The organism is Pseudomonas sp. ANT_J12 (assembly GCF_008370045.1).
In the GTDB taxonomy this organism is placed as follows: Bacteria; Pseudomonadota; Gammaproteobacteria; order Pseudomonadales; family Pseudomonadaceae; genus Aquipseudomonas.
This window is the reverse complement of sequence record NZ_VOBN01000009.1, coordinates 135,330-161,621: the sequence shown is the minus strand read 5'-3', so window position 1 is coordinate 161,621 and position 26,292 is coordinate 135,330. Positions and strand designations below refer to the sequence as shown.

At 53.2% G+C, this 26,292-nt stretch carries 23 protein-coding genes and 1 pseudogene; all 24 read right to left on the bottom strand.

Annotated features, from left to right (window positions below):
• Positions 1-5: 5 nt before the first annotated feature.
• A complete protein-coding gene (locus FQ192_RS19845) occupies positions 6-986 on the bottom strand; it encodes an NAD-dependent epimerase/dehydratase family protein (protein ID WP_149660077.1) in 981 nt (326 codons plus the stop codon).
• Positions 983-1,981 (bottom strand): hypothetical protein, encoded by a 999-nt coding sequence (locus FQ192_RS19840; protein ID WP_149660076.1) that lies wholly within the window; start codon positions 1,979-1,981, stop codon positions 983-985. Before FQ192_RS19840 ends, FQ192_RS19845 begins: the two co-directional genes overlap by 4 nt.
• Positions 1,982-1,983: 2 nt before the next feature.
• Entirely contained in the window at positions 1,984-2,544 is a 561-nt protein-coding gene (locus FQ192_RS19835) for a serine O-acetyltransferase (RefSeq protein WP_149660075.1), read from the bottom strand.
• A gap of 11 nt (positions 2,545-2,555) precedes the next feature.
• Positions 2,556-3,689 carry an NAD(P)-dependent oxidoreductase gene (locus FQ192_RS19830; protein ID WP_149660074.1) on the bottom strand — a complete coding sequence of 378 codons (1,134 nt, stop codon included), beginning with the start codon at positions 3,687-3,689 and terminating at the stop codon, positions 2,556-2,558.
• Between the two features lie 67 nt (positions 3,690-3,756).
• Complete coding sequence (locus tag FQ192_RS19825) at positions 3,757-4,929, bottom strand: O-antigen polymerase (protein ID WP_149660073.1); 1,173 nt, start codon at positions 4,927-4,929, stop codon at positions 3,757-3,759.
• Between the two features lie 3 nt (positions 4,930-4,932).
• Entirely contained in the window at positions 4,933-5,898 is a 966-nt protein-coding gene (locus tag FQ192_RS19820) for a glycosyltransferase (RefSeq protein WP_149660072.1), read from the bottom strand.
• 43 nt (positions 5,899-5,941) lie between these two features.
• The gene (locus FQ192_RS19815; RefSeq protein ID WP_149660071.1) at positions 5,942-7,213 is read right to left on the bottom strand and encodes an O-antigen translocase; all 1,272 of its coding nucleotides are present in this window, start codon (positions 7,211-7,213) and stop codon (positions 5,942-5,944) included.
• A gap of 6 nt (positions 7,214-7,219) precedes the next feature.
• Positions 7,220-8,341, bottom strand: coding sequence for a DegT/DnrJ/EryC1/StrS aminotransferase family protein (locus FQ192_RS19810; RefSeq protein WP_149660070.1), 1,122 nt, complete (start codon positions 8,339-8,341; stop codon positions 7,220-7,222).
• 64 nt (positions 8,342-8,405) lie between these two features.
• Positions 8,406-8,834, bottom strand: coding sequence for an FdtA/QdtA family cupin domain-containing protein (locus FQ192_RS34500; RefSeq protein WP_256672322.1), 429 nt, complete (start codon positions 8,832-8,834; stop codon positions 8,406-8,408).
• A gap of 12 nt (positions 8,835-8,846) precedes the next feature.
• A pseudogene (rfbC, locus tag FQ192_RS34495) lies at positions 8,847-9,401 on the bottom strand (dTDP-4-dehydrorhamnose 3,5-epimerase); the annotation flags it as partial.
• Between the two features lie 113 nt (positions 9,402-9,514).
• Positions 9,515-10,570 (bottom strand): Wzz/FepE/Etk N-terminal domain-containing protein, encoded by a 1,056-nt coding sequence (locus FQ192_RS19800; protein WP_149660068.1) that lies wholly within the window; start codon positions 10,568-10,570, stop codon positions 9,515-9,517.
• 167 nt (positions 10,571-10,737) lie between these two features.
• Positions 10,738-11,616, bottom strand: coding sequence for a glucose-1-phosphate thymidylyltransferase RfbA (gene rfbA, locus FQ192_RS19795; protein WP_149660067.1), 879 nt, complete (start codon positions 11,614-11,616; stop codon positions 10,738-10,740).
• The gene (rfbD, locus tag FQ192_RS19790) at positions 11,613-12,494 is read right to left on the bottom strand and encodes a dTDP-4-dehydrorhamnose reductase (protein WP_149660066.1); all 882 of its coding nucleotides are present in this window, start codon (positions 12,492-12,494) and stop codon (positions 11,613-11,615) included. Before rfbD ends, rfbA begins: the two co-directional genes overlap by 4 nt.
• On the bottom strand, positions 12,491-13,567 hold the full coding sequence (rfbB, locus tag FQ192_RS19785; RefSeq protein ID WP_149660065.1) for a dTDP-glucose 4,6-dehydratase: 1,077 nt from the start codon (positions 13,565-13,567) through the stop codon (positions 12,491-12,493). The genes rfbD and rfbB overlap by 4 nt, the downstream gene beginning before the upstream one ends.
• Positions 13,568-13,797: 230 nt before the next feature.
• Positions 13,798-14,037 carry a LapA family protein gene (locus FQ192_RS19780; RefSeq protein ID WP_149660064.1) on the bottom strand — a complete coding sequence of 80 codons (240 nt, stop codon included), beginning with the start codon at positions 14,035-14,037 and terminating at the stop codon, positions 13,798-13,800.
• 11 nt (positions 14,038-14,048) lie between these two features.
• The gene (ihfB, locus tag FQ192_RS19775; protein ID WP_054051920.1) at positions 14,049-14,357 is read right to left on the bottom strand and encodes an integration host factor subunit beta; all 309 of its coding nucleotides are present in this window, start codon (positions 14,355-14,357) and stop codon (positions 14,049-14,051) included.
• Between the two features lie 151 nt (positions 14,358-14,508).
• Positions 14,509-14,787 (bottom strand): hypothetical protein, encoded by a 279-nt coding sequence (locus FQ192_RS19770; protein ID WP_149660063.1) that lies wholly within the window; start codon positions 14,785-14,787, stop codon positions 14,509-14,511.
• Positions 14,788-15,004: 217 nt separating this feature from the next.
• On the bottom strand, positions 15,005-16,699 hold the full coding sequence (gene rpsA / locus FQ192_RS19765; RefSeq protein WP_123406822.1) for a 30S ribosomal protein S1: 1,695 nt from the start codon (positions 16,697-16,699) through the stop codon (positions 15,005-15,007).
• Between the two features lie 120 nt (positions 16,700-16,819).
• Positions 16,820-17,509, bottom strand: a complete 690-nt coding sequence (gene cmk / locus FQ192_RS19760) for a (d)CMP kinase (protein WP_149660062.1) — start codon at positions 17,507-17,509, stop codon at positions 16,820-16,822.
• The gene (locus FQ192_RS19755; protein WP_256672321.1) at positions 17,506-19,713 is read right to left on the bottom strand and encodes a bifunctional prephenate dehydrogenase/3-phosphoshikimate 1-carboxyvinyltransferase; all 2,208 of its coding nucleotides are present in this window, start codon (positions 19,711-19,713) and stop codon (positions 17,506-17,508) included. Before FQ192_RS19755 ends, cmk begins: the two co-directional genes overlap by 4 nt.
• 28 nt (positions 19,714-19,741) lie before the next feature.
• Positions 19,742-20,854 carry a histidinol-phosphate transaminase gene (gene hisC, locus FQ192_RS19750; protein WP_149660060.1) on the bottom strand — a complete coding sequence of 371 codons (1,113 nt, stop codon included), beginning with the start codon at positions 20,852-20,854 and terminating at the stop codon, positions 19,742-19,744.
• A gap of 10 nt (positions 20,855-20,864) precedes the next feature.
• Positions 20,865-21,959, bottom strand: a complete 1,095-nt coding sequence (gene pheA, locus FQ192_RS19745; protein WP_149660059.1) for a prephenate dehydratase — start codon at positions 21,957-21,959, stop codon at positions 20,865-20,867.
• Entirely contained in the window at positions 21,959-23,044 is a 1,086-nt protein-coding gene (gene serC, locus FQ192_RS19740; protein ID WP_149660058.1) for a 3-phosphoserine/phosphohydroxythreonine transaminase, read from the bottom strand. The genes pheA and serC overlap by 1 nt, the downstream gene beginning before the upstream one ends.
• A 303-nt stretch (positions 23,045-23,347) precedes the next feature.
• A complete protein-coding gene (gene gyrA / locus FQ192_RS19735) occupies positions 23,348-26,011 on the bottom strand; it encodes a DNA gyrase subunit A (protein WP_149660057.1) in 2,664 nt (887 codons plus the stop codon).
• Positions 26,012-26,292 lie beyond the last annotated feature (281 nt).

The window sequence follows — 26,292 nt, the reverse complement described above, 5'->3', positions numbered from 1 at the left end:
ACTCCTTATTGAGACCGCACCGTTTTTGAACGAGGTGCATCACCGGACAACTCAAAATTTCGCGCCGATTTGATCAACTCATCGCGTGAAGAAAAAGGCGGCGTCCAGTTTAACAAAGCCGTAGCTTTATTGGAGTTCAGTACGAAAGAGCCACACAGTTGTGTCATCAGTGCGCCCTTGCCGAGCAGTCGACTTACCGCTGACATGATCGACACAGGAAAGTAAAAGAGTCTGGATTTTCGTCCCATCCCCTCTGAAAGCGCTTCAAGTATCTCTGGCAAAGAAAGATCGTCTCCATCAGAAACTAGAAATAACTGCCCACCGGCCCGAGGATGAATTGCACAGGTGCTTAAAAAGTCGGTGAGATTATTGAGTGAAACCATACTTCTCTTGTTGGCAACCCCGGAAAATGGCAACGGCGCACCAGCTTTAACGAGTTTAAGCAACTTTTGAAAGTTTCCAGGTGCGTTGGCTGCATACACGAGAGGAGGCCGGATGATAACCAACTCCATTTCACTAGCATGATTTATGTATCGCTCGGTCAAGCCAATTTCCGCCTCATACTTGGACAAGGCGTAGTCCTTCACTGGATTGGCGGAAGACGTTTCATCGATAGCTACCGAGCCAGTTTCCACCCCATTGACGCCAATGGAACTGACAAATATAAAGCGCTTAACCCCGAGTTTTTCTGCGTATGACGCTAACTTAAGCGTGAGATCCTTATTCACCGCGAGCATTGCTTCCAGATTCGTGGAAGCTTTTCCGAACTGATGCGCTCTGCCGGCAAGATGAATAACGACATCTATGCCTGACAACGCTGTCGAGAGAAACGCCTCATCATCCAGCTCACCAGACAAACATTCATAATCAGCGACAACCGAGGACTGCTTTCTCATGAGCGCTCGCACAGCCAATCCTCTGGATTGCAGATCCAGACATAGCGCACGACCAATAAATCCGCTTGCCCCTGTAACTAAAATTTTCATTTTTCGTTTACCAAGCTGATAATTTCTTCGAGCCACCCGGCCAGGCTATAGCGACGGTAAATATGAGGTTCAACCGCCTTGTATGGTTTATCGAGAAACGCTTTAGGAATAACAGGATCTTGCCGATCAATGACAAAAATATTATCTTCAGAATAAAAATCGTACAACTTTACACTGGCATTAGTGGTGACTAACTTCTTCCGCGCACCGAGTGTTTCCAGGGTACGCATGGTCAATCCCGTTTGCTGAGGATGTTCTATATCAAGTATGGCTTTCGAAGCGTTAAATACTCGCTGCACTTCCGTCTTGGCAATAGACTGGTACTTAAAGTTATTAGATTGCGCCGTGCGATAGGCACTATTGGTGAAACGGTAAACCCAATAGACCCATTTTGCCTGTAAGAAAAGATACCAGTACTTTCTGAATGACGAACCTAACTGTCGGTCAACTTTATCAACGATAGAGAATCTATCGGTATGTGCCGTACCTATGAAGCTGATGTCATATTGAATAGGTGTCAGGTCTACCGATTCAAATCCAGCTGAAAAAAACAAAGGCCGAAAATTCGCCTGATATTTTTCAGCATCATTTTTGTCAAATGTGAAAACACTATCGAAATACTTGAGATTCCTTAGCGTTTGCTGCCGATTCGAAAAAGAATCCCACATATACAGTACAAACTTAGCCGCCGGGTAGCGTTCACGCCAGGCGCTGAGGGTATGGGTAGATAATGTCTGTCCATTAACAACAAATATGTAATCGAACTCGGTATCGATAGAAGTCAACTGGCTTTCGTAATAACGATCAGCCGCCCCTATCACCCACTCGCGACGAACCCGGGTGAGCGCCTTGAGAAGCGGAGAATTAAAGGGACGATCCAGCAAAAAGGTAACGTTAGCGCCCTGCTGCTCCAGTTCCTTTTTTATCTCACTTTCGTAGCCAAAAAAAGCCGGAGCAATATATAAGACGCTTTTGTTTTCTAGCAAATAATTCACGACTACATCGTCCGTTTTTTAACAATTTTTGCAGGCATACCGGCTACAATAACATCAGCCGGCACACTCATGAGCAACACTGAGTTTGCGGCGACTGTGACATTATCACCCAGCGTCAGCCCCCCAAGGACTTTCGCCCCCGCGCCGACAACGACATTATTGCCCACGACTGGGCGGTGATGCTCGTCATAGGTGAAATCGAGGTCTTTAGCGCCGAGGGTAACACCCTGGTAGATAACTGCGTTCGCACCTATGCTCACGGCTCCGATCACGGTACCTTGGGTATGAGGGAAGAACAGCCCCGGGCCAATTTTGCAGACAACAGCTATTTCGATACCGAAAAAAGTGTAATTCAGCAATGAGAAAAAACGCGCCAGTATTCTAAAACCCTTATGGTTCATTGAATACGCCAGTCTATAGAGCAGCACAGGAGCAAATCTTGGAGCAAACATACCCAAGATTAATTTAACTTTCGACTTGATAGGGGGCGCATTGAACAGCGCTCTCTGCCTGTCAATATCTGCGCGCAACAAACTGCGCAAACTCGGGTTGTCCTGCTCCATAGACTATCTCCTTAATTCATCAACTTTCGGGCGCGCAATTCTTGATTCGCCTTTTCCAACTGATCTTCCGGCAGAGGTTGCTGAAGGACCCATTCAGCGAAGCGCTTGAGACCCTCCTTCAAAGTGACTTTAGGATGAACACCCAGCAGCTCATCCAAGCGTTTGATATCTGCATAATTGTGGCGAATATCCCCAACCCGGAACTGCCCCGTTACTGTTACGTTCGGTTCCTTCCCAAATGCTCGCGTCAGTTCCTCCGCCACTTCTTTAACCGAGGTAGCGACACCGCTGCCGACGTTAACAATCGTGTTTGGCGACTTCTCGACAAGTAACCCTGCAAGCAATGCATCAGTAACATCATCAACGTGAACAAAATCACGGCTTTCCAGACCGTCTTCGAAAAGAGGAAGAACGCTATCACGGCGGATTTTGGTGGAGAATATCGACAGAATTCCGGTGTAAGGATTGTTCAACGACTGACGTTCGCCGTAGACGTTTTGCAAACGGAATATCGTGTAATCAATACCCATTGATTGACCGCCAATCCGAACAAGATCCTCTTGGGCATACTTGGTCGCAGCATAAAACGAAGATGGGGCGATCAGATCCGTTTCAGTCGTTGGCACGAGTTTCAGGACAGTGCCGGTAGAGGGACACAACGGTTCCCACATTTGCTTACCCAAAGCCTCCGCCGAACGCGCGGCAGGACATACACGCTGATTGGTCTCGGGATTGATGTAGGCACCCTCGCCGTAAACCGAACGGCTGGAGGAGAGAATAATCCGCTTGACGCTGTGCGACGGCAATTTACCCAACACATCAAACATCAACGCAGTGCCTTGGGAGTTGACCTCGTTGTAACGGGCAATTTCATACATCGACTGACCAGTCCCGGTCTCGGCCGCCAAGTGGACAATGCCGTCGATACCCTCCAGCGCTTTCACCCAGTCTTCTCGGGAAGTAACACTACCGCGAATGAATTCAACCCCCTCTCCACCCAGCCAATCGAGATCAGCCGGCAGACTTCCATGTACCTGGACAGTCAAAGGATCCAGAATCCGGACTGTATGGTTGGTCCTCAGCAATTTGGGAACAAGGTGTGAACCTATGAATCCTGCGCCGCCGGTGATTAGAATTTTCTTCATGATCGTACCTCTAGAAATCGACAGTAAAACAATTTTTCCAGGCTTGGTGTCCCGAGTAATCTATAAATTATGTATCTTGCAGCGCCTCCTTTTTTTGACTATCGAGGCGCAGATTTGCAAAAACATAAAGCGAAAAGCAGATAAAGAACTGAAACAGCGTTGGAAGCAAGAAAAACATGTCATAAAAAATCGAAAAAACCAGAATCTGAAAGGCTACGGAGTAAGCAAATATCCCCCAAGGTTTCCCCTTTAAAGACGCATTATATATGCAGCAACACACCAACTGAATCAGGGCGACAAACAAGAACCCACCAAATGCCCCCACATCCGATACAAAGCCGGCATAAATAGTGGACGTATTCAGATTTCTGTCTACAAAGGTGAATAGGTCGTTCCGAGCATCTAACCCAAAAGACGCCTTTACGACAGAAGGCAACATATTGGACATGGAATAAGATACCGACCAGGCAGGACTTACCGTATCAATGTTATGGAAGAAATTACTTAGTCCCGCCGTCAAATAAACATAAAACCAAAGAAATCCGCTCGGCAAAGCGTCAAAGACTTCAGCCGATGTTCCAGACACTAAATACGAAAACGGATTTGAAGTTTGCCGCATATCACCAAGATAGCCAAACACCACCACTACTGATAGCAAGACAACAACCAAGGTGGCTATCTTCTTATAAGATATTTTCGTCAAAACGAGGGAAACACAAACTATTTGTATCAATCCGCTGAGTAAAATCCCCCGCCCCAACATCAATACCGGCCAAAGCAACAACACAGCTATGACGAAAATCAGTTTTTTCGATCTAGTCTTACTCGACAGGTAAGTTGCCATGGATAGTATTTGCAGATAACAGGCATTCATTACACCATGAAGCGAAGGAACTCCAAACTCCGTATACAACTTATTGATACCCGCGAGACGCCAATAAAGAGGTACGCCAGCAGAGTAATAAATCTCGAAAACCGTACCCAACAACCAGACAACAAGCAGCAATCGAAAAAACCTACTAACAACAGCTACATAATACTCTGTTCTTTCCGAACTTAATGGTTCGTTTTTTTTACGCCCCTTCAAAAGCACATACAGCAAAAATATGCTGACCATGTTCATCAATATCACCATCAGCCCCACCACTGTTGGCGGAACCAAATTGGTCGTCAATCCAAAAAAATACAACAGCAAAACCAATGACCACATAGAAATATAAACGAATGCTGGATTAAGCATGATTTATACATTCCGCTTTATCGCATTTTTTAACTTTGGAAGTAACCCTGAAACCAAGTTAAAAATAATCGAGTTATTGAGAACTTTAAACACAATATTGGTCAAGCACTTCTTGCTTCCGGAAGAATACTTCAAAAACAAAGGATGAAGCGCCTCCACGTTTGCTTTGTTCTTTTTAACGATTTGCCTGAATAGTTCACCAAGAAGGTAACGATATCCCCCTTGCTCACAAGCCTTTTGAATAGCAGGATCACTTGCATAACGCTGCGAAATAAGATCAACAGTCAATAGAGACTCTTGCAGCAATTCGAATGTTCTGTCACTTGCACCCAAACCATGTTTACGATACTTACCAAATACTCCAGAGAGTTCTCGAATTTCTCCACGCAATGCGACTTCTATATAAAAAATCCAATCTGACACTACAGGAAAGAGCGGGTCAAATCCGTGCGAAGGGCACGCTGAACGTCTCACCATTACGGAAGAGGCTCCTGGAATGCCTCCCTTCGATATCAGATCGTAGACGTTATTGATTTTTTCTTTTTCAGTGGTATTGGTTCGAAAAAGCACCTTCCCGTCGGCATGATTAAAAATATCAACCGGGTGGTAGGAAAGAACAACTTTCGAATCTTCAAACTGTTCGACCTGCGCTTTTATCTTACCTGGCAGGAATAGATCATCCCCCCCCAGAATCGCAACTAACTCACCAGTGCAAGCGAAGAAAGCCGCATTCGAATTCCCAGTGATGCCCATGTTTTTTTCATTAAGGATTGGGATTACCACATCAGGGTATCGACGCTGAAAATCTAAAATCACTTCTCGCGTTCCATCCGTCGAAGCATCATCCGCCACGACTATTTCGAGATTTTTGTAATCTTGCAAAAGAACGCTTTCAATAGTTTCTGCAATCAAATGAGATTGATTGTAAGTGATGATCATTACAGAAACTTTTGGATTATAAATATTCAACGTAACCGCCTCAGCAAAAAAAAATTCAAGTACCCAACAACCGTCAGCCAGCTAAAACCTCAGGTTTCATCCTTTTGAGCGCCCTCGCAACAAACAACATCATCAAGATCCAGTAAATCGCGTAGTTTATTGCATGAGCCAGCGATACACCTTCCAGCCCCATATACTTCGTCAAAACGACAGTCAGCAGATAAAAACATGCAGCGGAGACTATTTCCGAGATGATAAAGAGCTTGAACATTGCCTTGCCAAGCATCACGTAGGCCAGTATCCAGCTTCCGATTTTCAGCGTGTCACCAACAATTTGCCACGCAAAAAGGTTTCTCATGGGAAGGAAATCAGCGGTAAACAACACGTGAATTATAAAATCACGCAATACGTAGATGAGCAGTCCGCAGATCGCAGTGCACGGCAATATAAACCGATAACCCTGTATTATTTCTTCTCTTACGTCAGCTTCATTCGTTAATTCCGACAGCTTGGGCAAGTAATAGACACTCAACGTTGTAGTCACCAGCATCAGATATGCTGCGCTGAGACGCCACATAGCCTCCCAATAACCCGCGGCTTCCCAGCCAAGTGAAGCACCAAGGTGATTACGCACGAGGATGTGGCTGACCGGAACGCAAATTGCCGAAGTCAGCGCCATCGCTGTGTATTTTAAAAAATTCCTGGCTACCTCTTTATCAACACGCCCATACAGGTAACTCAGACGAAACCAAGAAGCTTTTAAACAAATAACCAACGTCACAAAAAAACTTATTGACTGATATATTGCCAGCGCTATCAACGCGCCATAGAGCCCTGAGAATATTGATAAAGCCGTGGTCACTACGAACGCAAACAGGCTTCCGGCAATATTCGCAGCCACATACCGCAACAGGTCTTTTTTACCGTTGAGTATCGCGAGCAAAAGTGTATTTAACGTAAAGAATACCAGCGTGGCTGCAAACCACCTGAAAACCCCTCCAAACTCATTGTTTTTCAGTATCCAACCTGCCAGGTCATCACTGAAGATCAATATAATGGCGCTGCATAATAACGAGCCAGAAATAGCTATCGTTCCTGCACTCCGCCAAACGGCTTGCTGCTTTTTCTCATCATAATGATACTCTGCCGTGTACTTGGTGACGCCTGTATTAATCGCACCGCTCGCAAAAGTAGTGATCATTTGAATGGCATTTTGAAACTGCCCGAGAGCCGCATAACCTACAGGACCAACATAAATCGCCAGTACTTTATTTATTCCAAGCAGTGTGAGCATCTTAACGAGGACAGCAATCCCGTTTAGCAAACTCGTTTTTATCAGCGTCATTATCCTTCAACCGTTACCGTTGAAACTATTGCACGCGCTTATCACTGTCGCTGCGTCTTCCACAGACATCGTAGGCCCAATGGGCAGGCTCAGTACCTGGTCGTGTATTTTTTCGGTAATAGGGAAAGACAAGCTATTCCAGTCTTTATAAGCCTGTTGCTTATGAGGTGGGATCGGGTAGTGAATCAGTGTCTGCACACCGGATGCAGCCAGATGCTTTTGCAACGCGTCACGCTTATCTGAGCGGACAACAAAGAGATGCCAGACATGACTCTCGAGAGTCAGCGGAGACACACCCATATCAAGCGGTAAGCGAATCAGGTCATTTTTTATTCCGCGCATATACAATTCTGCAATTTTTCTGCGACTTTTAATATCTTCCGACAGGTATTTTAGTTTCACAGTTAACATAGCCGCCTGAATTTCATCAAGCCGACTATTTACACCTTGATAGATATTTTTGTACTTTTCGTGCGACCCATAATTTCTCAACACCTTTACGACTTGAGCTAACTCGTCATCGTTAGTGGTAATGGCGCCAGCATCCCCAAGCGCACCGAGGTTCTTCCCTGGATAGAAACTGAATCCCGCGGCATCGCCCCAGCTGCCCGCCTTCTTTCCATCAAAACTGGCGCCATGCGACTGAGCCGAATCTTCAAGAACCAAAAGACCGTGGTCTTTCGCGATATTCATGATCGCTGGCATATCAGCCAGTTGCCCGTACAAGTGAACGGGGATGATCGCTTTTGTTTTCGGCCCGATGGCAGCCTTGATAAGGGCAGGAGAAATATTCAGAGACTCATCTGGTTCAACGAGGATTGGCGTCAAACCATTTTCGGTAATCGCCAGGACACTGGCGATGTAAGTGTTCGCAGGCACGATCACTTCATCGCCAACGCTCAATTTCCCGAGAATTTTCCAAGCTCTCAAGGTCAAAGTAAGCGCGTCCAACCCATTCGCCACGCCAAAGCAGTACTTCGAGCCACAGGCAGCAGCGAAATCTGTCTCGAACTGCTCCAGTTCTTTCCCCTGGATATACCAACCAGAGTCAATTACCCGCGCACAGGCAGCCTTGAGTTCGACAGCATGGGCTGCGTTCACATCTTTCAAACTTAAAAACTCAATCATTAAAACACCTGTTATGTCCGTATTACCAAAACTTATGTCAATCACGCTACAGCTGAACTACCGATCAGCACGCACCGCTCGACGCCGTATTGATGGCAACAACTTTTATAAATTCTTCATAGCTTCGTATATAGTCGGCCTCATCATATTCGTGACTGGCAAAAACCACTAATACGCAATCATCGCTGAAGTCATGCATCTCTCGCCAAATAAGGTTATTGATCAAAACCCCTTTTTTGGGTGAGTCCAGCCAGACTTCTTCTTTGGTGAGGCCATTATCCATCAGCATGCGACACTTTCCTGAAACGCAAACTGCTAGTTGCCGCAACTGTTTGTGCGCGTGAAACCCTCGGCTTACATCAGGCAGAGTACCGAAAATATAATAGACGCGTTTAATTTCGAATGGGACTTGCCGACCTTTCTCCAGGGATACTAAACTGCCACGGTTGTCACCAATCACTTCCAAATCGATAAGTTGTGTAGTACCTGGCAAGTAAACAGTAGGCAAATCCGCTTCATTGAATGCCTTGGCTTGCCTGTCTTTTTCACTGACAATAAGATCAATGTCTTCAGGCCACTTTATACCAATATCGGCATCGTTCCACTTGATACTACGCTCAAGATCCTTACAGTAAACATCTGTGGTTTTATATAGAAAATGAGTATCGTCTTCCAGAGCTATAAAGCCGTGGGCAAACCCTTCAGGTATCCATAACATCCGATTATTAGCTGCACTCAACTCGACGCCAACCCAGTTCCCGTAAGTAGGTGATCCCTTTCGAATATCGACGGCAACATCATATGCGGCACCTGAAACAACTCTGACCAACTTCCCCTGGGCATGAGGCGACAGTTGGTAGTGCAGGCCTCGAAGCACACCTTTTTGGGAGCACGAGTGATTATCCTGGATGAAGCTTCTGGGAATAGGTAAACCCAACTCCGAAAGTGCCTCATGAAAACGCGGCTCGTTAAAACTTTCAGTAAACCAGCCGCGATCATCCCTAAAAACCGTTGGCTCTATTATAACTACTTCCTGTAAATCGGTTTTTAGCAATTTCATGTAGTAACACCTTAAACGGCTATGAATATTCTGCCTATAATGACTATAAACAACTTAAAGGCACCATTTCCATTGCCTTTCTCACTCTGAAACATCGCTTCGATGACACAGAATCAGGTATACGCTTTTTTCCGCGTTTCCTCCCAGCGATACTGCGTAAAAGCTGACAGAACACCAAGCATTAGCCCCAGCACCAGTGCCAGCGCTATGACGAGTGTCTTTTTCGGCTTAATCGCATTTTCTGGTGTTTCTACAACGCCGTCATAGCGATACATATCGATTTCTCTCGGGGCGACGGCCAACTTTTCGTAAAAACTTTTCTTGGCTTGGAGGCCTCGCAGTTCCTTAATAAACGCGTCGTTGGATGACCTGCTTTCAAGATTTTTTATCTCAGCCTTTATCGCTTCAACCCCTCTCAAGAAACTCATCTCTCCTTCCATGTTTCCTGCCACCCCAGCCGGTGCTCCGCCGAATACCACGGTTGGTTTCTGCACGCCAGCTGCCTCTGCGACGCTAAGCGCTGCACGCAGCTTGGTAATGGTATCGCCACGCGAGGTTTCGCCCGTTTCACGCTTGGTATCAATTTCCTGGCTAGTGTTCTTGGCGCGGATTTTTGCCTCGTAAGACACGTTTTTCATTATCTCCTTAGTCGCCCGGGACTCGGCGCGTTTTACGTATTTCTTAACCCAGTCAACTGCTTTTTCACTACTCATGGTCTGTACAACAACCGAGTAACGGCCTTCTTCATCCGCTGTAACAGGGTTGACCTGAATTTTTTTTGAATACTCCGAGTACAGCGCGTCTTGCGACCGTGTCTTTTGATCGTCACTCAACGAGGGCAGATACTCGTCCACAAAAAACTCCTGCCGAAGCGACTCGGAGCGTAGATTCCGAACAAATAAACGATAGACATCTTCAATCGAATACGGAGTGAGCTCAAACTCCCGAGTGCGCCCGGTATTCAGATCGGCAATATCACTCTGAGTAGGAGGAACTAAATAGGCTCTAGCTTCGTAAACACGCTCGCTAAAGAACGCGTACATGACGCCCAAGCCAACCACAATCGCGGCGATACCTATAATTAGCCACACGCGTTTACACAATGCTCGCGCGATCAAAAAAACTTCAATTTCATCGGGGTTTTGGTTATTAGCAGCATCGCTTCGCATAGTGTTTTGAGCCTTGTTTTAATCTGGTCTCGATCTGTGAAGATCACAGCTTGACGTTTTTCCCAGTTTATTGGACAGTAGTTTCGAATACCAATCGACCCCGGTTGCGCGCTAACAGTTCCTATCAGTGACAGGGATTACGCCCTGTCACCAAACATCAGGCGGTATTAATTCAGCAGTTTGAGCAAATACTGACCATAACCCGTCTTTTTAAGGCGCTCAGCCTGCTGCGCCAACTGCGCCCTGTCGATCCAGCCGTTGGTAAAGGCAATTTCTTCGAGACAAGCCACTTTAAGCCCTTGACGCTGCTCAATTGTGTGAACGAAATGGCTGGCCTCCAGAAGTGAGTCATGAGTCCCTGTGTCAAGCCAGGCGAAACCACGCCCCAACATCTCTACACTGAGAGTCTTGCGCTCAAGATAGACCCGGTTCACATCGGTAATTTCCAACTCGCCGCGCTCGGAAGGCTTGATATTTTTCGCTATTTCAACAACATCATTGTCGTAGAAATAAAGACCTGTAACCGCGTAGTTGGACTTCGGTTTTTCGGGTTTTTCTTCGATGCTCAATGCACGGCCCGACTGATCAAACTCAACCACGCCAAAACGCTCAGGATCAGACACGTGATAACCGAATACCGTTGCTCCTGCCTTTTGAGTAGTCGCCGAACGAAGGTTGTCCGAGAAATGCTGGCCGTAAAAAATGTTATCTCCCAGGATCAGACAGCAAGGGTCCTTGCCGATGAACTCTTCACCGATAATAAACGCTTGTGCCAGGCCGTCTGGGCTTGGTTGTTCGGCATAAGTCAGTTTAATACCGTAAAGACTGCCATCACCCAGCAGCTTGCGAAAGCAAGGCAAGTCTTCCGGAGTGGAGATGATCAGGATTTCCCGCATACCTGCGAGCATCAGCACCGACAGAGGATAAAAGATCATCGGCTTGTCGTAGATCGGCAGCATCTGCTTGGACACACCGAGAGTCAACGGATGCAGTCGTGTGCCCGAGCCGCCGGCGAGGATGATCCCTTTACGATTTGTCGTGGTCATTTGTTCAGAACTTCCCTAAGCATTCGAGTTACACCACTTTGCCAATCCGGCAAGTGTAGAGAAAAATTGTCACGTAGCTTCTGAGTGTTCAAACGTGAATTCAGAGGGCGACGCGCAAGCGTTGGATAAGCGGTCGTTTCGATCGGATTTACCGCCGTTACGGCGAGTAGCTCGCCATTGACCTGGGCAAACTCGATCACATGCCTGGCATAGCCATGCCACGACACTTCACCCGTGGCGGCCAGATGATAAAGACCTGCCAGCTCGGGCCGTTGCATGACCTGCTGAATGGCCAACGCGGTCACGTCGGCAATCAGATCTGCACCCGTCGGGGCTCCGATCTGGTCGGCGATGACGCTCAGGGTCTCGCGATCCTTGGCCAGACGCAGCATGGTCTTGGCGAAATTGTTACCGCGAGCGCCATACACCCAGCTGGTGCGGAAGATCAGGTATTTGCAGCTCGAAGCGATAATCGCCTGCTCACCGGCCAGCTTACTGGCGCCGTAGTGATTCACCGGGGCGACTGGATCGGTTTCTTGCCACGCCTTTGAACCCTGCCCACTGAACACGTAATCGGTCGAGTAGTGAATCAGCCAGGCCCCAAGTAATACGGCCTCTTCAGCCATAACCTGGCTTGCCTGACCATTAACGCGGTCGGCCAGCTCAGTTTCGGACTCGGCCTTATCTACAGCGGTGTAGGCGGCGGCATTGACGATGACGTCCGGCTTGAGCTGACGGATCGTCGTGCGCAAGGCGTCCAGATCGGACAAGTCACCGCCGGTGCTGCGATCCAGGGCAATCAGCTCACCCAGCGGCGCCAAGGAGCGTTGCAACTCCCACCCTACCTGGCCATTTTTTCCCAGTAGGAGGATTTTCATGCCTTACTCGAACGATCCGCGTAGTTCTGGTCAATCCATTGCTGGTAGCTGCCGCTCTTCACGTGAGCAACCCACTCAGTGTTATTGAGGTACCACTCGACAGTTTTGCGAATGCCGGTTTCGAATGTTTCTTCAGGCGTCCAACCCAGCTCGCGCTGGATTTTGCTGGCATCGATCGCGTAACGCTGATCGTGGCCCGGGCGATCCTGAACATAGGTGATCAGACTGGCGTGAGGGCGATGAGCAGAATCCGGGCGCAACTCGTCGAGCAGTGCACACAAGGTGTTCACGACTTCGATGTTTTGCTTTTCGTTATGGCCACCAATGTTGTACGTCTCACCGATAACACCTTCGGTCACGACTTTGTACAGTGCGCGAGCGTGGTCTTCGACGTAGAGCCAGTCACGAACCTGGTTGCCCTTGCCATAGACCGGCAGCGGCTTGCCTTCCAACGCATTGAGGATGATCAGCGGGATCAACTTCTCCGGGAAGTGGCACGGGCCGTAGTTGTTCGAGCAATTGGTGACCAGGGTCGGCAGACCGTAGGTACGGGTCCAGGCGCGAACCAAGTGGTCGGAACTGGCTTTGCTCGCCGAATACGGCGAGCTTGGCTGATAGGGTGTGGTTTCGGTGAAGAGGTCTTCCGGACCTTCGAGGTCTCCGTAGACTTCGTCTGTCGAAATATGGTGAAAGCGGAAGTTGGCTTTACGCGCATCATCCAGTGCAGCCCAGTAGTGGCGTGCGGCTTCCAGCAGGGTGTAGGTGCCAATGATGTTGGTCTGGATGAACTCGGACGGACCGGAGATCGAACGATCAACGTGGGACTCTGCGGCCAGGTGCATGATGGCATCTGGTTGGTGTTCACGCAGGACACGGTCGATTTGATCGCGGTCGCAGATGTCAACGCGCTCAAACGCATAACGCGGGTTCTGGCTGACTTCGGCCAGCGACTCCAAGTTACCGGCATACGTCAGTTTATCGACGTTAACGACAGCGTCGGTAGTGTTTGAGATGATATGACGAATGACTGCGGAGCCGATAAACCCGGCGCCACCGGTTACTAGAATTTTCACGCGAAACTACACCCTTTGAGTTGCTGACAGGGCCGTCGATCGAGCGCTGTCTAATCCATGAATGCAAAAGCCTTCATCTAAGCTAAAGGCTTCTGACAGAGTCAGTCTGACCGAAATGGGAATATGCCATTACCGGACAAGCGCAGCATTTTACAGCTTAATGACGCTTTTACTAATGGATATAGACAAGCTGTGACGCAAATTCAACACGTCCATTACATCAGCCGCGATCAAACGAGGCGCTTGCGGGATGCTCTGGACGAACGCCCCAGAAACCAACCCAGAATCGGCCCGATCAGCATGCCGATCAGCAGCGCCAGCACCATGACCAGCGATACCGGCAATTGCGGCCCCGCCCAGCCAAGAAACAGCAGCGACACTGATTGCTGATTTTCCAGGACAAACGCAAGAATCGCCAGGACCAGCAACAGGAGAACCAAGCCAAGGAGTACACGCTTGAGGTTACGCATGCGTCGACCCTTTAGTTGTGGAGGTCAAAACCTTCCTCCTCTTCCTCGTTCACCCGATCACGCAGTTCCTTGCCCGGCTTGAAATGCGGAACGAACTTGCCATCGAGGCTGACGGACTGACCGGTTTTTGGATTGCGACCTACGCGCGGTGCGCGGTAGTGCAGGGAGAAGCTGCCAAAACCTCGGATCTCGATGCGATCACCGGTGGCCAGACATTGGGACATTTGTTCGAGCATGGTCTTGATGGCCAGCTCCACATCCTTGGATGAGAGCAGCCCTTGATGGGTGACAATTCGTTCGATCAACTCCGACTTCGTCATATTTTTCCCTTCTTTTTCAAGCAGCTAGATCAGCGCTTCAAAGGTTTTAGCATGCCCGGAGGAATTTGAACAGCCCAGGGCTTGACATATATTTACCAAGCCTGTGATGCACATTTACGGAGCACCACAACACGACAAAGGCGTTACGCACTCACCGACAAATGACCAACATGGTGCGCGTCACAAACCCTGCCGGATTGAAGCCGAACGGAAATTCGTCCTCATCCTTGGCATCGTCAGATCGGGCGACCACCTTGTAACCACTCCCCTTGCACTCCCTGTCGGCTCGCTTGCGGCACTTCTCCCAACCGGAACCCAAACCAGAACAATCGACCTCGATACCACTGACGCCACGCACGACATGAGTCTTGGCGTTAGTGGTACAGCCTGCCAGTGTCAGTAACACTACTGCGACAATGAGCTTGTTCATTCACTTCCTTATATCGGACGCTTGGCCCGACTGTCGTTCGCATCAAGCGTAAGCCTAGCTGCAATTAAACGATTGATCCTGTTAAAGAAAGAGACAGCAGGTTAAAGGCATTGGTTTCACTGGCACAGGATTTAGAACAGCGCTTGGGGAGCTTCACTAAATCGCAGGCACAAAAAAGGGCGACCGAAGTCGCCCTTTTTCTATGGTCTGACAGAACTTAGTTCTGTTTTTCCATTTGTGCACGCAACAGGTCGCCCAGAGTGGTAGGACCAGCAGCAGGTTCCGAAGTCGCTGGCTTGTCGCGCAGGCTCTGGATTGCTTCTTTCTCTTCAGCATCGTCTTTCGACTTGATGGAGAGCTGGATTACGCGGCTCTTGCGGTCAACGCTGATGATCTTGGCTTCTACTTCCTGGCCTTCTTTCAGAACGTTGCGCGCGTCTTCAACGCGGTCACGGCTGATTTCGGAGGCTTTCAGAGTCGCTTCGATATCGTCGGCCAGAGTGATGATGGCGCCTTTAGCGTCAACTTCTTTCACGATGCCTTTAACGATTGCGCCTTTGTCGTTCTCTTGAACGTACTCGGAGAACGGATCGCTTTCCAGTTGCTTGATACCCAGGGAGATGCGCTCGCGCTCTGGGTCAACCGACAGGATAACGGTGTCCAGCTCGTCGCCTTTCTTGAAGCGGCGAACGGCTTCTTCGCCCACTTCGTTCCAGGAGATGTCGGACAGGTGAACCAGACCGTCGATGCCGCCGTCCAGACCAATGAAGATACCGAAATCGGTGATCGACTTGATGGTGCCGGAGATTTTATCGCCCTTGTTGAACTGGCCAGAGAAATCTTCCCATGGGTTAGATTTGCACTGCTTGATGCCGAGGGAGATACGACGACGCTCTTCGTCGATGTCCAGAACCATAACTTCCACTTCGTCGCCGACTTGTACGACTTTCGAAGGGTGGATGTTTTTGTTGGTCCAGTCCATTTCGGAAACGTGTACCAGGCCTTCAACGCCTTCTTCCAGCTCAGCGAAGCAGCCGTAGTCGGTCAGGTTGGTTACACGAGCGGTAACGCGAGTGCTTTCTGGGTAACGGGCTTTGATAGCAACCCATGGATCTTCGCCCAGCTGCTTCAGGCCCAGGGAAACACGATTGCGTTCGCGATCGTATTTCAGAACCTTGACATCGATCTCGTCGCCAACGTTGACGATTTCGGAAGGATGCTTGATACGCTTCCAAGCCATGTCGGTAATGTGCAGCAGGCCATCGACGCCACCCAGATCGACGAATGCGCCGTAATCGGTGAGGTTCTTGACGATACCTTTGACTTGTTGGCCTTCCTGCAGGGATTCCAGCAGAGCTTCACGCTCGGCGGAGTTCTCGGCTTCGAGGACGCTACGACGGGAAACGACAACGTTGTTGCGTTTCTGGTCGAGCTTGATGACCTTGAATTCCAGCTCTTTGCCTTCCAGGTGCGTGGTGTCGCGCACTGGACGAACGTCAACCAGAGAACCTGGCAGGAACGCACGGATGCCGTTAACGTCGACAGTGAAGCCGCCTTTAACCTTACCGTTGATAACGCCCTTGACCACTTCTTCGGCTGCGAAGGCTGCTTCCAGAACAATCCAGCATTCAGCGCGCTTGGCTTTTTCACGGGACAGCTTGGTTTCACCAAAGCCGTCTTCAACCGAGTCCAGAGCAACGTGAACTTCGTCACCGACGTTGATAGTCAGTTCGCCAGCATCGTTGTAGAACTGCTCAAGCGGGATGAGTGCTTCAGACTTCAGGCCAGCGTGAACGGTTACCCAGCGAGCTTGGTAATCGATATCAACGATAACACCGGTGATGATGGAGCCTGCCTGAAGGTTCAGGGTTTTTAGGCTTTCTTCAAAGAGTTCCGCAAAGCTTTCGCTCATTTTAATTCCTGTTGAATAAGGGCGAAGGATACGCCCATCTCCACATCCCAGACGACGTGGGTTACGTTCATTAGAAGAAGCATCGCAAGACTATGACTGGTCCCCTGCAAAGCTTCTTGGTCACCCGGTGATATCGCGAATGGCGATTTCACTCATGATGCGTTCCAGCACCTGATCGATGGATAATTCCGTGGAATCCAGCTGTATGGCGTCAGCCGCCGGTTTGAGCGGGGCTACCGCTCGCTGGGTGTCACGCTCATCGCGGACACGTATCTCATCTAGCAGACTCGACAGACTAACACCATCGACTTTGCCCTTCAACTGCAAGTATCGACGGCGCGCACGCTCCTCGGCACTGGCAGTGAGGAATATCTTCAGCGGCGCATCGGGAAATACCACCGTGCCCATGTCGCGACCATCGGCCACCAGGCCCGGTGGCTCCTGAAACGCCCGCTGGCGCTGCAGCAATGCGTCGCGCACCGCCGGCAGCGCAGCGACCTGGGAAGCCCAGGCGCCGACCTGCTCATTGCGCAGATCATCGGTAACATCGTCACCTTCGAGAATGATCCGCTGCGGATGCCCTTCCGTCGCGCCGACGAACTGCACGTCCAGATGAGCGGCCAACAGCTTCAACGACTCTTCATTGGTCAGATCGACACCATGATTGCGCGCCGCGAATGCCAGGAGGCGATACAACGCACCGGAATCCAGCAGGCACCAGCCCAGGCGCTTTGCCAGAATCCCGGCAATAGTGCCCTTGCCCGAACCGCTAGGGCCGTCGATGGTGATGACCGGTGGCTTGATAATCACGACTGAGCCTCTTGTGCAACACGGATACCGACCTGCGCGCACAGCGCGAGGAAATTCGGAAACGAAGTCGCGACGTTGGCGCAATCATGGATGCGGATCGGTGCCGTGGCGCGCAACGAAGCCACGCTGAAGGCCATCGCAATCCGGTGATCGCCGTGACCGTGCACTTCGCCGCCGCCGATCAGGCCGCCGTCGATGATGATGCCGTCCGGGGTCGGCTCGCACTTCACGCCCAACGCCAGCAAGCCGTCGGCCATGACCTGGATCCGGTCCGACTCCTTGACTCGCAGCTCTTCGGCACCGCGCAAGATGGTGCGCCCTTCGGCACAGGCCGCCGCCACGAACAACACCGGGAACTCGTCGATGGCCAGTGGAACCAGCGCCTCGGGAATCTCGATACCCTTGAGTTTAGCTGCTCGCACGCGCAGGTCGGCTACAGGCTCGCCACCGACTTCACGCTGGTTTTCCAGGGTGATGTCGGCGCCCATCAGACGCAGGATGTCGATCACGCCAGTCCGGGTCGGGTTGATGCCAACGTGTTCGAGCACCAGCTCCGAACCCTCGGCGATGGATGCGGCGACCAGGAAGAACGCCGACGACGAGATGTCGCCCGGCACTTCGATGTGGGTCGCAGTCAGCTTGTGGCCGGACTCGACCGACGCCGTGGCGCCATTGACCGTCACCGGGTAGCCGAAGCCACGCAGCATGCGCTCGGTGTGATCGCGGGTCGGCGCTGGCTCGGTGACGGTGGTCTTGCCTTCAGCGTACAGGCCAGCCAGCAGCAGGCAGGACTTAACCTGGGCACTGGCCATCGGCATGGTGTAGGTCAGGCCTTTAAGCTTGTTGCCGCCGCGAATGGTCATCGGCGGACGACCTTCTGCTGCGGTTTCGATCACGGCGCCCATCTCACGCAGCGGGTTGGCCACGCGATTCATCGGGCGCTTGGACAGCGAGGCATCACCGGTCAGCGTGCTGTCGAAACTCTGCGCAGCCAACAGGCCGGACAGCAGACGCATCGAAGTACCGGAGTTGCCCAGATAGATCGGACCTGGCGCAGGCTTCAGGCCATGCAGGCCGACACCGTGAATGGTCACACGACCGTGGTGCGGACCTTCGATCACGACGCCCATGTCGCGGACGGCTTGCAAGGTCGCCAGGGCATCTTCGCCCTCAAGGAAACCTTCCACTTCGGTGGTGCCTTCGGCCAGGGAGCCGAGCATGATCGAACGGTGGGAAATGGACTTGTCGCCCGGTACACGAATCCGCCCAGTCAGGCGGCCACCAGGTTGTCCCAGGAAAATCAGGTCGTTGGAGTTCATAGCGTCCACATAAGCCCGGCGGGCCAGGATTTTACTGAAATGTTCGCGGGCAACCCGGGCGCGCGTGAACACGCCCAGCAATTGATGCCCATCCCCTGCATCGACCGCGTCGCGCAAGGCGTCGAGGTCGCTGCGAAATGTATCGAGTGTGCGCAGGACAGCTTCGCGGTTGGCGAGGAAGATGTCGTGCCACATGACCGGGTCGCTTCCGGCGATTCTTGTGAAATCGCGAAAACCGCCCGCAGCGTAACGGAAGATCTCAAGATTTTCATTGCGCTTGGCCAGTGAATCGACCAAACCGAACGCCAACAGGTGCGGCAAATGGCTGGTCGCCGCCAACACTTCGTCGTGGCGCTCGACCTGCATGTGCTCGACATCGGCACCCAATTCGCGCCACAAACGGTCGACCACGGCCAGGGCTGCCGGATCGGTTTGATCCAGCGGCGTCAAAATCACTTTATGGCGACGGAACAGCTCGGCATTGGAGGCTTCCACCCCGCTCTGCTCGGAGCCGGCAATCGGATGCCCCGGCACGAAACGCGCCGGCATGCCGCCGAACGCTGCGGTGGCCGCACGCACCACATTGCCTTTGGCGCTGCCGACGTCGGTCAGGATCGCTTGCCCCAGGTCCATGCCCGCCAAACGGCCAAGCATTTTTTCCATGGCAAGAATTGGCACGGCGAGCTGGATCACGTCAGCCCCCTGGCAAGCAACAGCCAGGTCTTCTTCGCAGCGATCCACAACACCCAACTCAACTGCCAACTTGCGCGACTGCGGATCGAGATCGACCCCGACCACTTCGCGGCACAGGCCACTTTCGCGCAACCCCTTGGCAAACGAACCACCGATCAACCCCAGACCGACCACCACCAGGCGCCCGATCATAGGTTCAGCAGATTGCAGTGCAGTGACATCAACCACGAGCCAGAACCTTGGTCAGTGCCTCAAGGAAGCGACTGTTTTCAGCCGGCAGACCGATGGTGATGCGCAAGTGGTTCGGCATGCCGTAATTGGCCACCGGGCGCACGATCACGCCTTCGCGCAGCAAGCCCTGGAAGACCGGTGCAGCGACCTGCCCCAGGTCAACGCAGATGAAGTTGCCCTTGGACGGAATCCAGCTCAGCCCCAGCTCACGGAAACCCGCTTGCAGCTGCAGCATGCCGGCTTCGTTAAGGCGACGGCTTTCAGCCAGGTATTCGGCGTCCTGCAATGCCGCGCACGCAGCGGCCAAGGCCAGGCTGTTGACGTTGAATGGCTGACGTACGCGGTTCAGCACATCAGCGACAACGGCGGTGGACAAGCCATAACCGACCCGCAGCGCCGCCAGGCCATAGGCCTTGGAAAACGTGCGCGAGACCAGCAGGTTCGGATACGCCGCGAGGAAGTCCAGGCCATCCGGCAAGTCGCTGCCTTCGGCGTATTCGATGTAGGCCTCGTCCAGCACCACCAGCACGTGGGCCGGGACGTCCTGGAGGAATTCGTCCAGCGCTTCGGCGCCGAACCAGGTCCCGGTCGGGTTGTTCGGGTTGGCGATGAACACCACGCGAGTGTCGGCATCAATCGCGGCCAGCATGGCCGGCAGATCATGACCCCAGTCTTTGGCAGGGATCACGCGTGCGTCAGCACCCACGGCCTGGGTCACGATCGGGTAGACCGCGAACGCGTGCTCGCTGAACACCGCATTCAGGCCCGGCGCCAGATAAGCACGCGCGACCAGCTCCAGAATGTCGTTGGAACCGTTGCCCAGCGTCACTTGATTCAGCTCGACGCGGCACTGCTCGGCCAGCAGGGTCTTGAGTGCAAAACCATTGCCATCGGGATAGCGGGTCAGCTCGGCCAATTCTTCACGAATCGCAGCCAGCGCCTTGGGACTGGCGCCCAGCGGGTTTTCGTTGCTGGCCAGTTTGACGATTTTCGCCGGATCGATATTTAGTTCGCGCGCCAGTTCGTCCACAGGCTTGCCCGGAACGTACGGCGAAAGTTGTTGCACGCCCGGCTGTGCCAGAGCGAGGAAGTCACCACTCATTTGCTACCCCTTAGAGAACTGCTTTCGGGTAGGAACCCAGCACTTTGAGTGCTACTGCTTCCTGACTGATCTTTTCCAGCACGCCTTTGATCAATGGATCACGGTGGTGGCCGACGAAGTCGATGAAGAACACGTAGGTCCATTTACCGCTGCGCGACGGACGGGTCTCGATTCGTGTCAGATCGATGCCGTTGTCGTGGAACGGCACCAGCAACTCGTGCAGTGCGCCGGGTTTGTTGCTCATGGAGACGATGATCGAGGTTTTGTCGTCGCCGGTCGGCGGCACTTCCTGACTGCCGATCATCAGGAATCGCGTGGAGTTGTCCGGGCGATCCTCGATTTTCTCGGCCAGACGGGTCAGCCCGTACAAGCCTGCAGCCATGTCGCCGGCAATCGCCGCCGAGTTCCACTCACCCTTGACCCGCTTGGCCGCTTCGGCGTTGCTGGACACCGCCACGCGCTCGACATTCGGGTAATGGGCGTCCAGCCACTTGCGGCACTGGGCCAGGGACTGGGCGTGGGAATAAATGCGACTGATGCTGTCGGTCTTGGTGTTTTCACCGACCAACAGGTGATGGTGAATTCGCAGCTCGACTTCACCGCAGATCACCATGTCGTGTTCCAGGAAGCTGTCGAGGGTGTGGTTGACCGCGCCTTCGGTGGAGTTTTCCACCGGAACCACGCCAAAGTTCACCGCACCGGCCGCCACTTCACGGAACACTTCGTCGATCGCCGCCATCGGCTTGCTGATCACGGCGTGGCCAAAATGCTTCATGGCCGCGGCCTGGGTAAACGTACCTTCTGGGCCGAGGTAAGCCACTTTCAGCGGCTGCTCGAGGGCCAGGCACGAGGACATGATTTCGCGGAACAACCGCGCCATCTCTTCGTTGCCCAACGGGCCCTGGTTACGCTCCATCACGCGCTTGAGCACCTGAGCTTCGCGCTCAGGACGATAGAACACCGGCACTTCGCCTTCGGCCAGCAAGGCCATCTTTACTCGCGCAACTTCCTGGGCGCAGCGTGCACGCTCGCTGATCAGCTCCAGGACTTTGGTGTCCAGGGCATCAATGCGAACGCGCAGTGCCTTGAGTTCTTGCTCAGACATTAGCCATGTTCCTTCTCGAACTCTGCCATGTACGAAATCAGTGCGTTGACCGCAACGATATCGACGGCGTTATAGATGGAGGCGCGCATGCCGCCCACGGAACGGTGACCCTTGAGGTTCAGCAGGCCACGTTCGTCGGCGCCGGCCAGGAATGGCTTGTCCAGGCGATCGTCGGCCAAACGGAACGGCACGTTCATCCACGAGCGGTCCGACTTGTTGATCGGGTTGCTGTACAGGCCGCTGGCGTCGATGAAATCGTACAACGTGCGCTGTTTGACTTCATTGAGCTTGCCAATGGCTTCAACACCACCCTGCTCTTTCAGCCACTCGAATACCAGGCCCGACAAGTACCAGGCCAGGGTCGGAGGGGTGTTGTACATCGAGCCGTTATCGGCCGCGACCTTGTAATTGAGCATGGTCGGGCACAGCGAACGGGCGTGACCGAGCAGGTCTTCGCGCACGATGTTGACCAGGATGCCGCTTGGGCCGATGTTCTTCTGGGCGCCGGCGTAGATCATGCCGAAACGCGAGATGTCCACCGGACGCGAGAGGATGTCCGAAGACATGTCGGCCACCAGCGGAACGTCGCCGGTTTCCGGGATCCAGTTGAATTCCAGGCCGCCGATGGTTTCGTTCGGCGCGTAATGAACGTAGGCCGCGTCTTTCGACAGCTTCCATTCGTTCTGGCCGGGAATGGCGAAATAGTCGTAAGGCTTGGCGGTAGCGGCAACGTTGACGTGGCCGTAGCGCGAAGCTTCTTCGATGGCTTTCTGCGACCAGATACCGGTGTCGATATAGTCAGCCGAGCCGCCCTCAGGCAACAGGTTCAGCGGAATCTGGGCAAATTGCTGACTGGCGCCGCCTTGCAGGAACAGCACTTTATAGTTCGAGGGGATATTCAGCAGATCACGCAGATCCTGCTCGGCCTTGGTCGCGATGGACACGAACTCATCGCTGCGATGGCTCATTTCCATGACCGACAGGCCCTTGCCGTGCCAATCGAGGAGTTCCCCCTGAGCGCGCTTCAGGACAGCTTCAGGCAGCGCCGCAGGACCGGCACAGAAGTTATAGGCTCTCTTGCTCACATCCAATCTCGCTCTGATTTGGTGGATCGTACAAACATATCAGTCGACACAGACCCAATGCGGGAGCGGGCTTGCCTGTGGCGAGGGGGCTTGCCCCCGTTCGATTGCGAAGCAATCGCAAACCGGTCACCACGTTCTCATGCAAGATAACGGCGACTGGTTTCAGGGGCGCTTCGCACCCCAACGGGGGCAAGCCCCCTCGCCACAAAAGCCCGGCACCCACACGGATCTCCATGGGTGTCGATATTTCATTGCGGAGAAACAAGAAGGGGGCGAATTCTCATCCGCCCCCTGTTTGTCCGCTTATTCCTGCGGTTCTTCGTCGGCGGCGGCGTCGAGTTGCTGGTCTTCGGCAACGTCGTCGATCACGACCTCACCGTCGAACACTGCACCTTCTTCGCCCTCTTCACCTTCGAGCTCTGCGCCTTCGACTTCCGACGGCTCCTGAACCCGCTCCAGACCTACCAGCTTTTCATCGCTGGCCAGTTTGATCAAGGTCACGCCCTGGGTGTTACGCCCCAGGCTGGAAACTTCGTCGACTCGAGTACGAACCAGGGTGCCCTGGTCGGAAATCAGCATGATTTCCTCGCCGTCGAGCACCTGGACGGCACCGACCAGACGGCCGTTACGGTCGTTGCTGACCATGGCAATAACGCCCTGACCGCCACGCTTGTACTCAGGGAACTCGGTGATCGCCGTGCGCTTGCCGTAACCACGGGCCGAAGCGGTCAGGATCTGGCTGCCTTCTTCCGGGATCAGCATGGAAATCAGCTTCTGGCCTTCCGGCAGACGCATACCGCGAACACCACGAGCGGTACGGCCCATGGCGCGAACGTCGGTTTCCTTGAAGCGCGTCACCTTGCCGCCGTCGGAGAACAGCATGACTTCGCGGCTGCCATCAGTAATGGAAGCAGAAATCAGCACGTCGCCTTCGTCCAGCTCCAGCGCGATCAGGCCGACGCTGCGTTGACGGCTGAAGGATTCCAGCGGGGTCTTCTTCACGGTGCCTTTGGCGGTCGCCATGAAGATGAAGTGACCTTCGGTGTATTCGTCGACCGGCAGCATGGTGGTGATGTATTCATCACTGTCCAGTGGCAGCAGGTTGACCAGCGGACGACCACGGGCAGCGCGGGAGGCTTCCGGGATTTCGTAGGTTTTCAACCAGTACACTTTGCCTTTGCTGGAGAACAGCAGCAGCGTGGTGTGGCTGTTGGCGACCAGCAGGTGAGCGATGTAGTCCTCATCCTTGACGCCGGTAGCCGATTTGCCTTTACCGCCACGACGCTGGGCCTGGTACGCAGCCAATGGCTGGGTCTTGGCGTAGCCACCGTGAGAGATGGTCACGACGCGCTCTTCTTCCGGGATCATGTCACCCAGGGTCAGGTCGAGACGGGCATCGAGGATTTCGGTGCGGCGCACATCGCCGTATTCGGCGCGGATCACTTCCAGTTCTTCGCGGATCACTTCCATCAGGCGCGTGGCGCTGCTGAGGATGCGGATCAGTTCGCCGATCTGGTTGAGGATCTCCTGGTACTCGGCCAGCAGCTTCTCGTGCTCCAGACCGGTCAGGCGGTGCAGACGCAGTTCCAGAATGGCTTGCGCCTGTTCTGGCGACAGGAAGTACTTGCCTTCGCGCAGACCGTATTGCGGGTCCAGGGTTTCCGGACGGCAGGAATCGGCACCGGCGCGCTCAACCATCGCGACCACGGCGGAAGATTCCCACGCGGTCTTGATCAGCGCTTCCTTGGCTTCCGACGGCGTCGGCGAGGCCTTGATCAGGGCGATGACCGGGTCGATGTTCGACAGGGCAACCGCTTGACCTTCCAGGATGTGGCCACGTTCGCGGGCTTTACGCAGCTCGAACACGGTACGGCGGGTCACGACTTCGCGACGGTGACGAACGAAGGCTTCCAGCAGGTCCTTGAGGTTCAGAATCCGCGGACGGCCATCGATCAGCGCAACGATGTTGATGCCGAACACCGCTTGCAGCTGGGTCTGGGCGTAGAGGTTGTTGAGGATCACCTCAGGCACTTCGCCACGACGCAGCTCGATCACGACGCGCATACCGTCCTTGTCGGACTCGTCGCGCAGTTCGGTGATGCCTTCCAACTTCTTCTCTTTGACCAGCTCGGCGATCTTCTCGATCAGACGGGCCTTGTTCAGCTGGTAAGGGAGTTCGGTGATGACGATCTGCTGGCGACCACCGACCTTGTCAATGTCTTCGATCATCGAGCGGGCGCGCATGTAAATGCGGCCGCGACCGGTGCGGTAGGCTTCGATGATGCCGGCGCGACCGTTGATGATCGCGGCGGTCGGGAAGTCCGGACCCGGGATGTATTGCATCAGCTCATCGATGGTCAACTCAGGGTTGTCGATGAGTGCCAGGCAACCATCGATGACTTCACCGAGGTTGTGCGGCGGGATGTTGGTCGCCATGCCCACGGCGATACCGCTGGAGCCGTTGACCAGCAGGTTGGGAATACGGGTCGGCATGACCGCCGGGATCATTTCGGTGCCGTCGTAGTTCGGCACCCAGTCCACGGTTTCTTTATGCAGGTCAGCCAGCAGCTCGTGCGCCAGCTTGGTCATGCGCACTTCGGTGTATCGCATGGCGGCGGCGTTGTCGCCGTCCACCGAACCGAAGTTGCCCTGACCGTCTACCAGCAGGTAGCGCAAGGAGAATGGCTGCGCCATCCGAACGATGGTGTCGTACACCGCGGTATCACCGTGAGGGTGATACTTACCGATCACGTCACCGACAACACGGGCAGATTTCTTGTACGGCTTGTTGAAGTCGTTGCCCAGCTCGCTCATCGCGAACAGCACACGCCGGTGCACGGGCTTCAAGCCATCGCGCGCATCCGGCAGTGCCCGCCCGACAATTACGCTCATCGCGTAGTCGAGGTAGGACTGCTTCAGCTCGTCTTCGATATTGACCGGGAGGATTTCTTTGGCCAGTTCGCCCATGAGAAGCCTGATTCCTTTTTCTGGTGAAACTTCGTCACATCCATTCGGGACGAACGAAGCTCGCCGATGACGGCTGAGTGCCATGCACCGACTTACGACAAATCAACGAGTTATGCCATGGATCTGCGCAGTAAAGACAACCCCGTGGGAGTGCCTCGGAAAACGCCGGATGTTATCACAAGAGCCGCCACGCACCTATCCCCCTGATGCGCATGGAGCATAGTTAGTTGACCGGTGACAGGCTTAACGGCGACGAGAGAGGCTTAGAGCCGGCACAACCC

What these genes read in the sequence shown, in the direction of transcription:
- FQ192_RS19845 (WP_149660077.1), bottom strand. Translation starts at nt 986, where the DNA reads ATGAAAATTTTAGTTACAGGGGCAAGCGGATTTATTGGTCGTGCGCTA.
- FQ192_RS19835 (WP_149660075.1), bottom strand. Translation starts at nt 2,544, where the DNA reads ATGGAGCAGGACAACCCGAGTTTGCGCAGTTTGTTGCGCGCAGATATT.
- FQ192_RS19830 (WP_149660074.1), bottom strand. Translation starts at nt 3,689, where the DNA reads ATGAAGAAAATTCTAATCACCGGCGGCGCAGGATTCATAGGTTCACAC.
- FQ192_RS19825 (WP_149660073.1), bottom strand. Translation starts at nt 4,929, where the DNA reads ATGCTTAATCCAGCATTCGTTTATATTTCTATGTGGTCATTGGTTTTG.
- FQ192_RS19815 (WP_149660071.1), bottom strand. Translation starts at nt 7,213, where the DNA reads ATGACGCTGATAAAAACGAGTTTGCTAAACGGGATTGCTGTCCTCGTT.
- FQ192_RS19810 (WP_149660070.1), bottom strand. Translation starts at nt 8,341, where the DNA reads ATGATTGAGTTTTTAAGTTTGAAAGATGTGAACGCAGCCCATGCTGTC.
- FQ192_RS19800 (WP_149660068.1), bottom strand. Translation starts at nt 10,570, where the DNA reads ATGCGAAGCGATGCTGCTAATAACCAAAACCCCGATGAAATTGAAGTT.
- rfbA (WP_149660067.1), bottom strand. Translation starts at nt 11,616, where the DNA reads ATGACCACGACAAATCGTAAAGGGATCATCCTCGCCGGCGGCTCGGGC.
- rfbD (WP_149660066.1), bottom strand. Translation starts at nt 12,494, where the DNA reads ATGAAAATCCTCCTACTGGGAAAAAATGGCCAGGTAGGGTGGGAGTTG.
- FQ192_RS19780 (WP_149660064.1), bottom strand. Translation starts at nt 14,037, where the DNA reads ATGCGTAACCTCAAGCGTGTACTCCTTGGCTTGGTTCTCCTGTTGCTG.
- ihfB (WP_054051920.1), bottom strand. Translation starts at nt 14,357, where the DNA reads ATGACGAAGTCGGAGTTGATCGAACGAATTGTCACCCATCAAGGGCTG.
- FQ192_RS19770 (WP_149660063.1), bottom strand. Translation starts at nt 14,787, where the DNA reads ATGAACAAGCTCATTGTCGCAGTAGTGTTACTGACACTGGCAGGCTGT.
- rpsA (WP_123406822.1), bottom strand. Translation starts at nt 16,699, where the DNA reads ATGAGCGAAAGCTTTGCGGAACTCTTTGAAGAAAGCCTAAAAACCCTG.
- FQ192_RS19755 (WP_256672321.1), bottom strand. Translation starts at nt 19,713, where the DNA reads ATGATCGGGCGCCTGGTGGTGGTCGGTCTGGGGTTGATCGGTGGTTCG.
- hisC (WP_149660060.1), bottom strand. Translation starts at nt 20,854, where the DNA reads ATGAGTGGTGACTTCCTCGCTCTGGCACAGCCGGGCGTGCAACAACTT.
- pheA (WP_149660059.1), bottom strand. Translation starts at nt 21,959, where the DNA reads ATGTCTGAGCAAGAACTCAAGGCACTGCGCGTTCGCATTGATGCCCTG.
- gyrA (WP_149660057.1), bottom strand. Translation starts at nt 26,011, where the DNA reads ATGGGCGAACTGGCCAAAGAAATCCTCCCGGTCAATATCGAAGACGAG.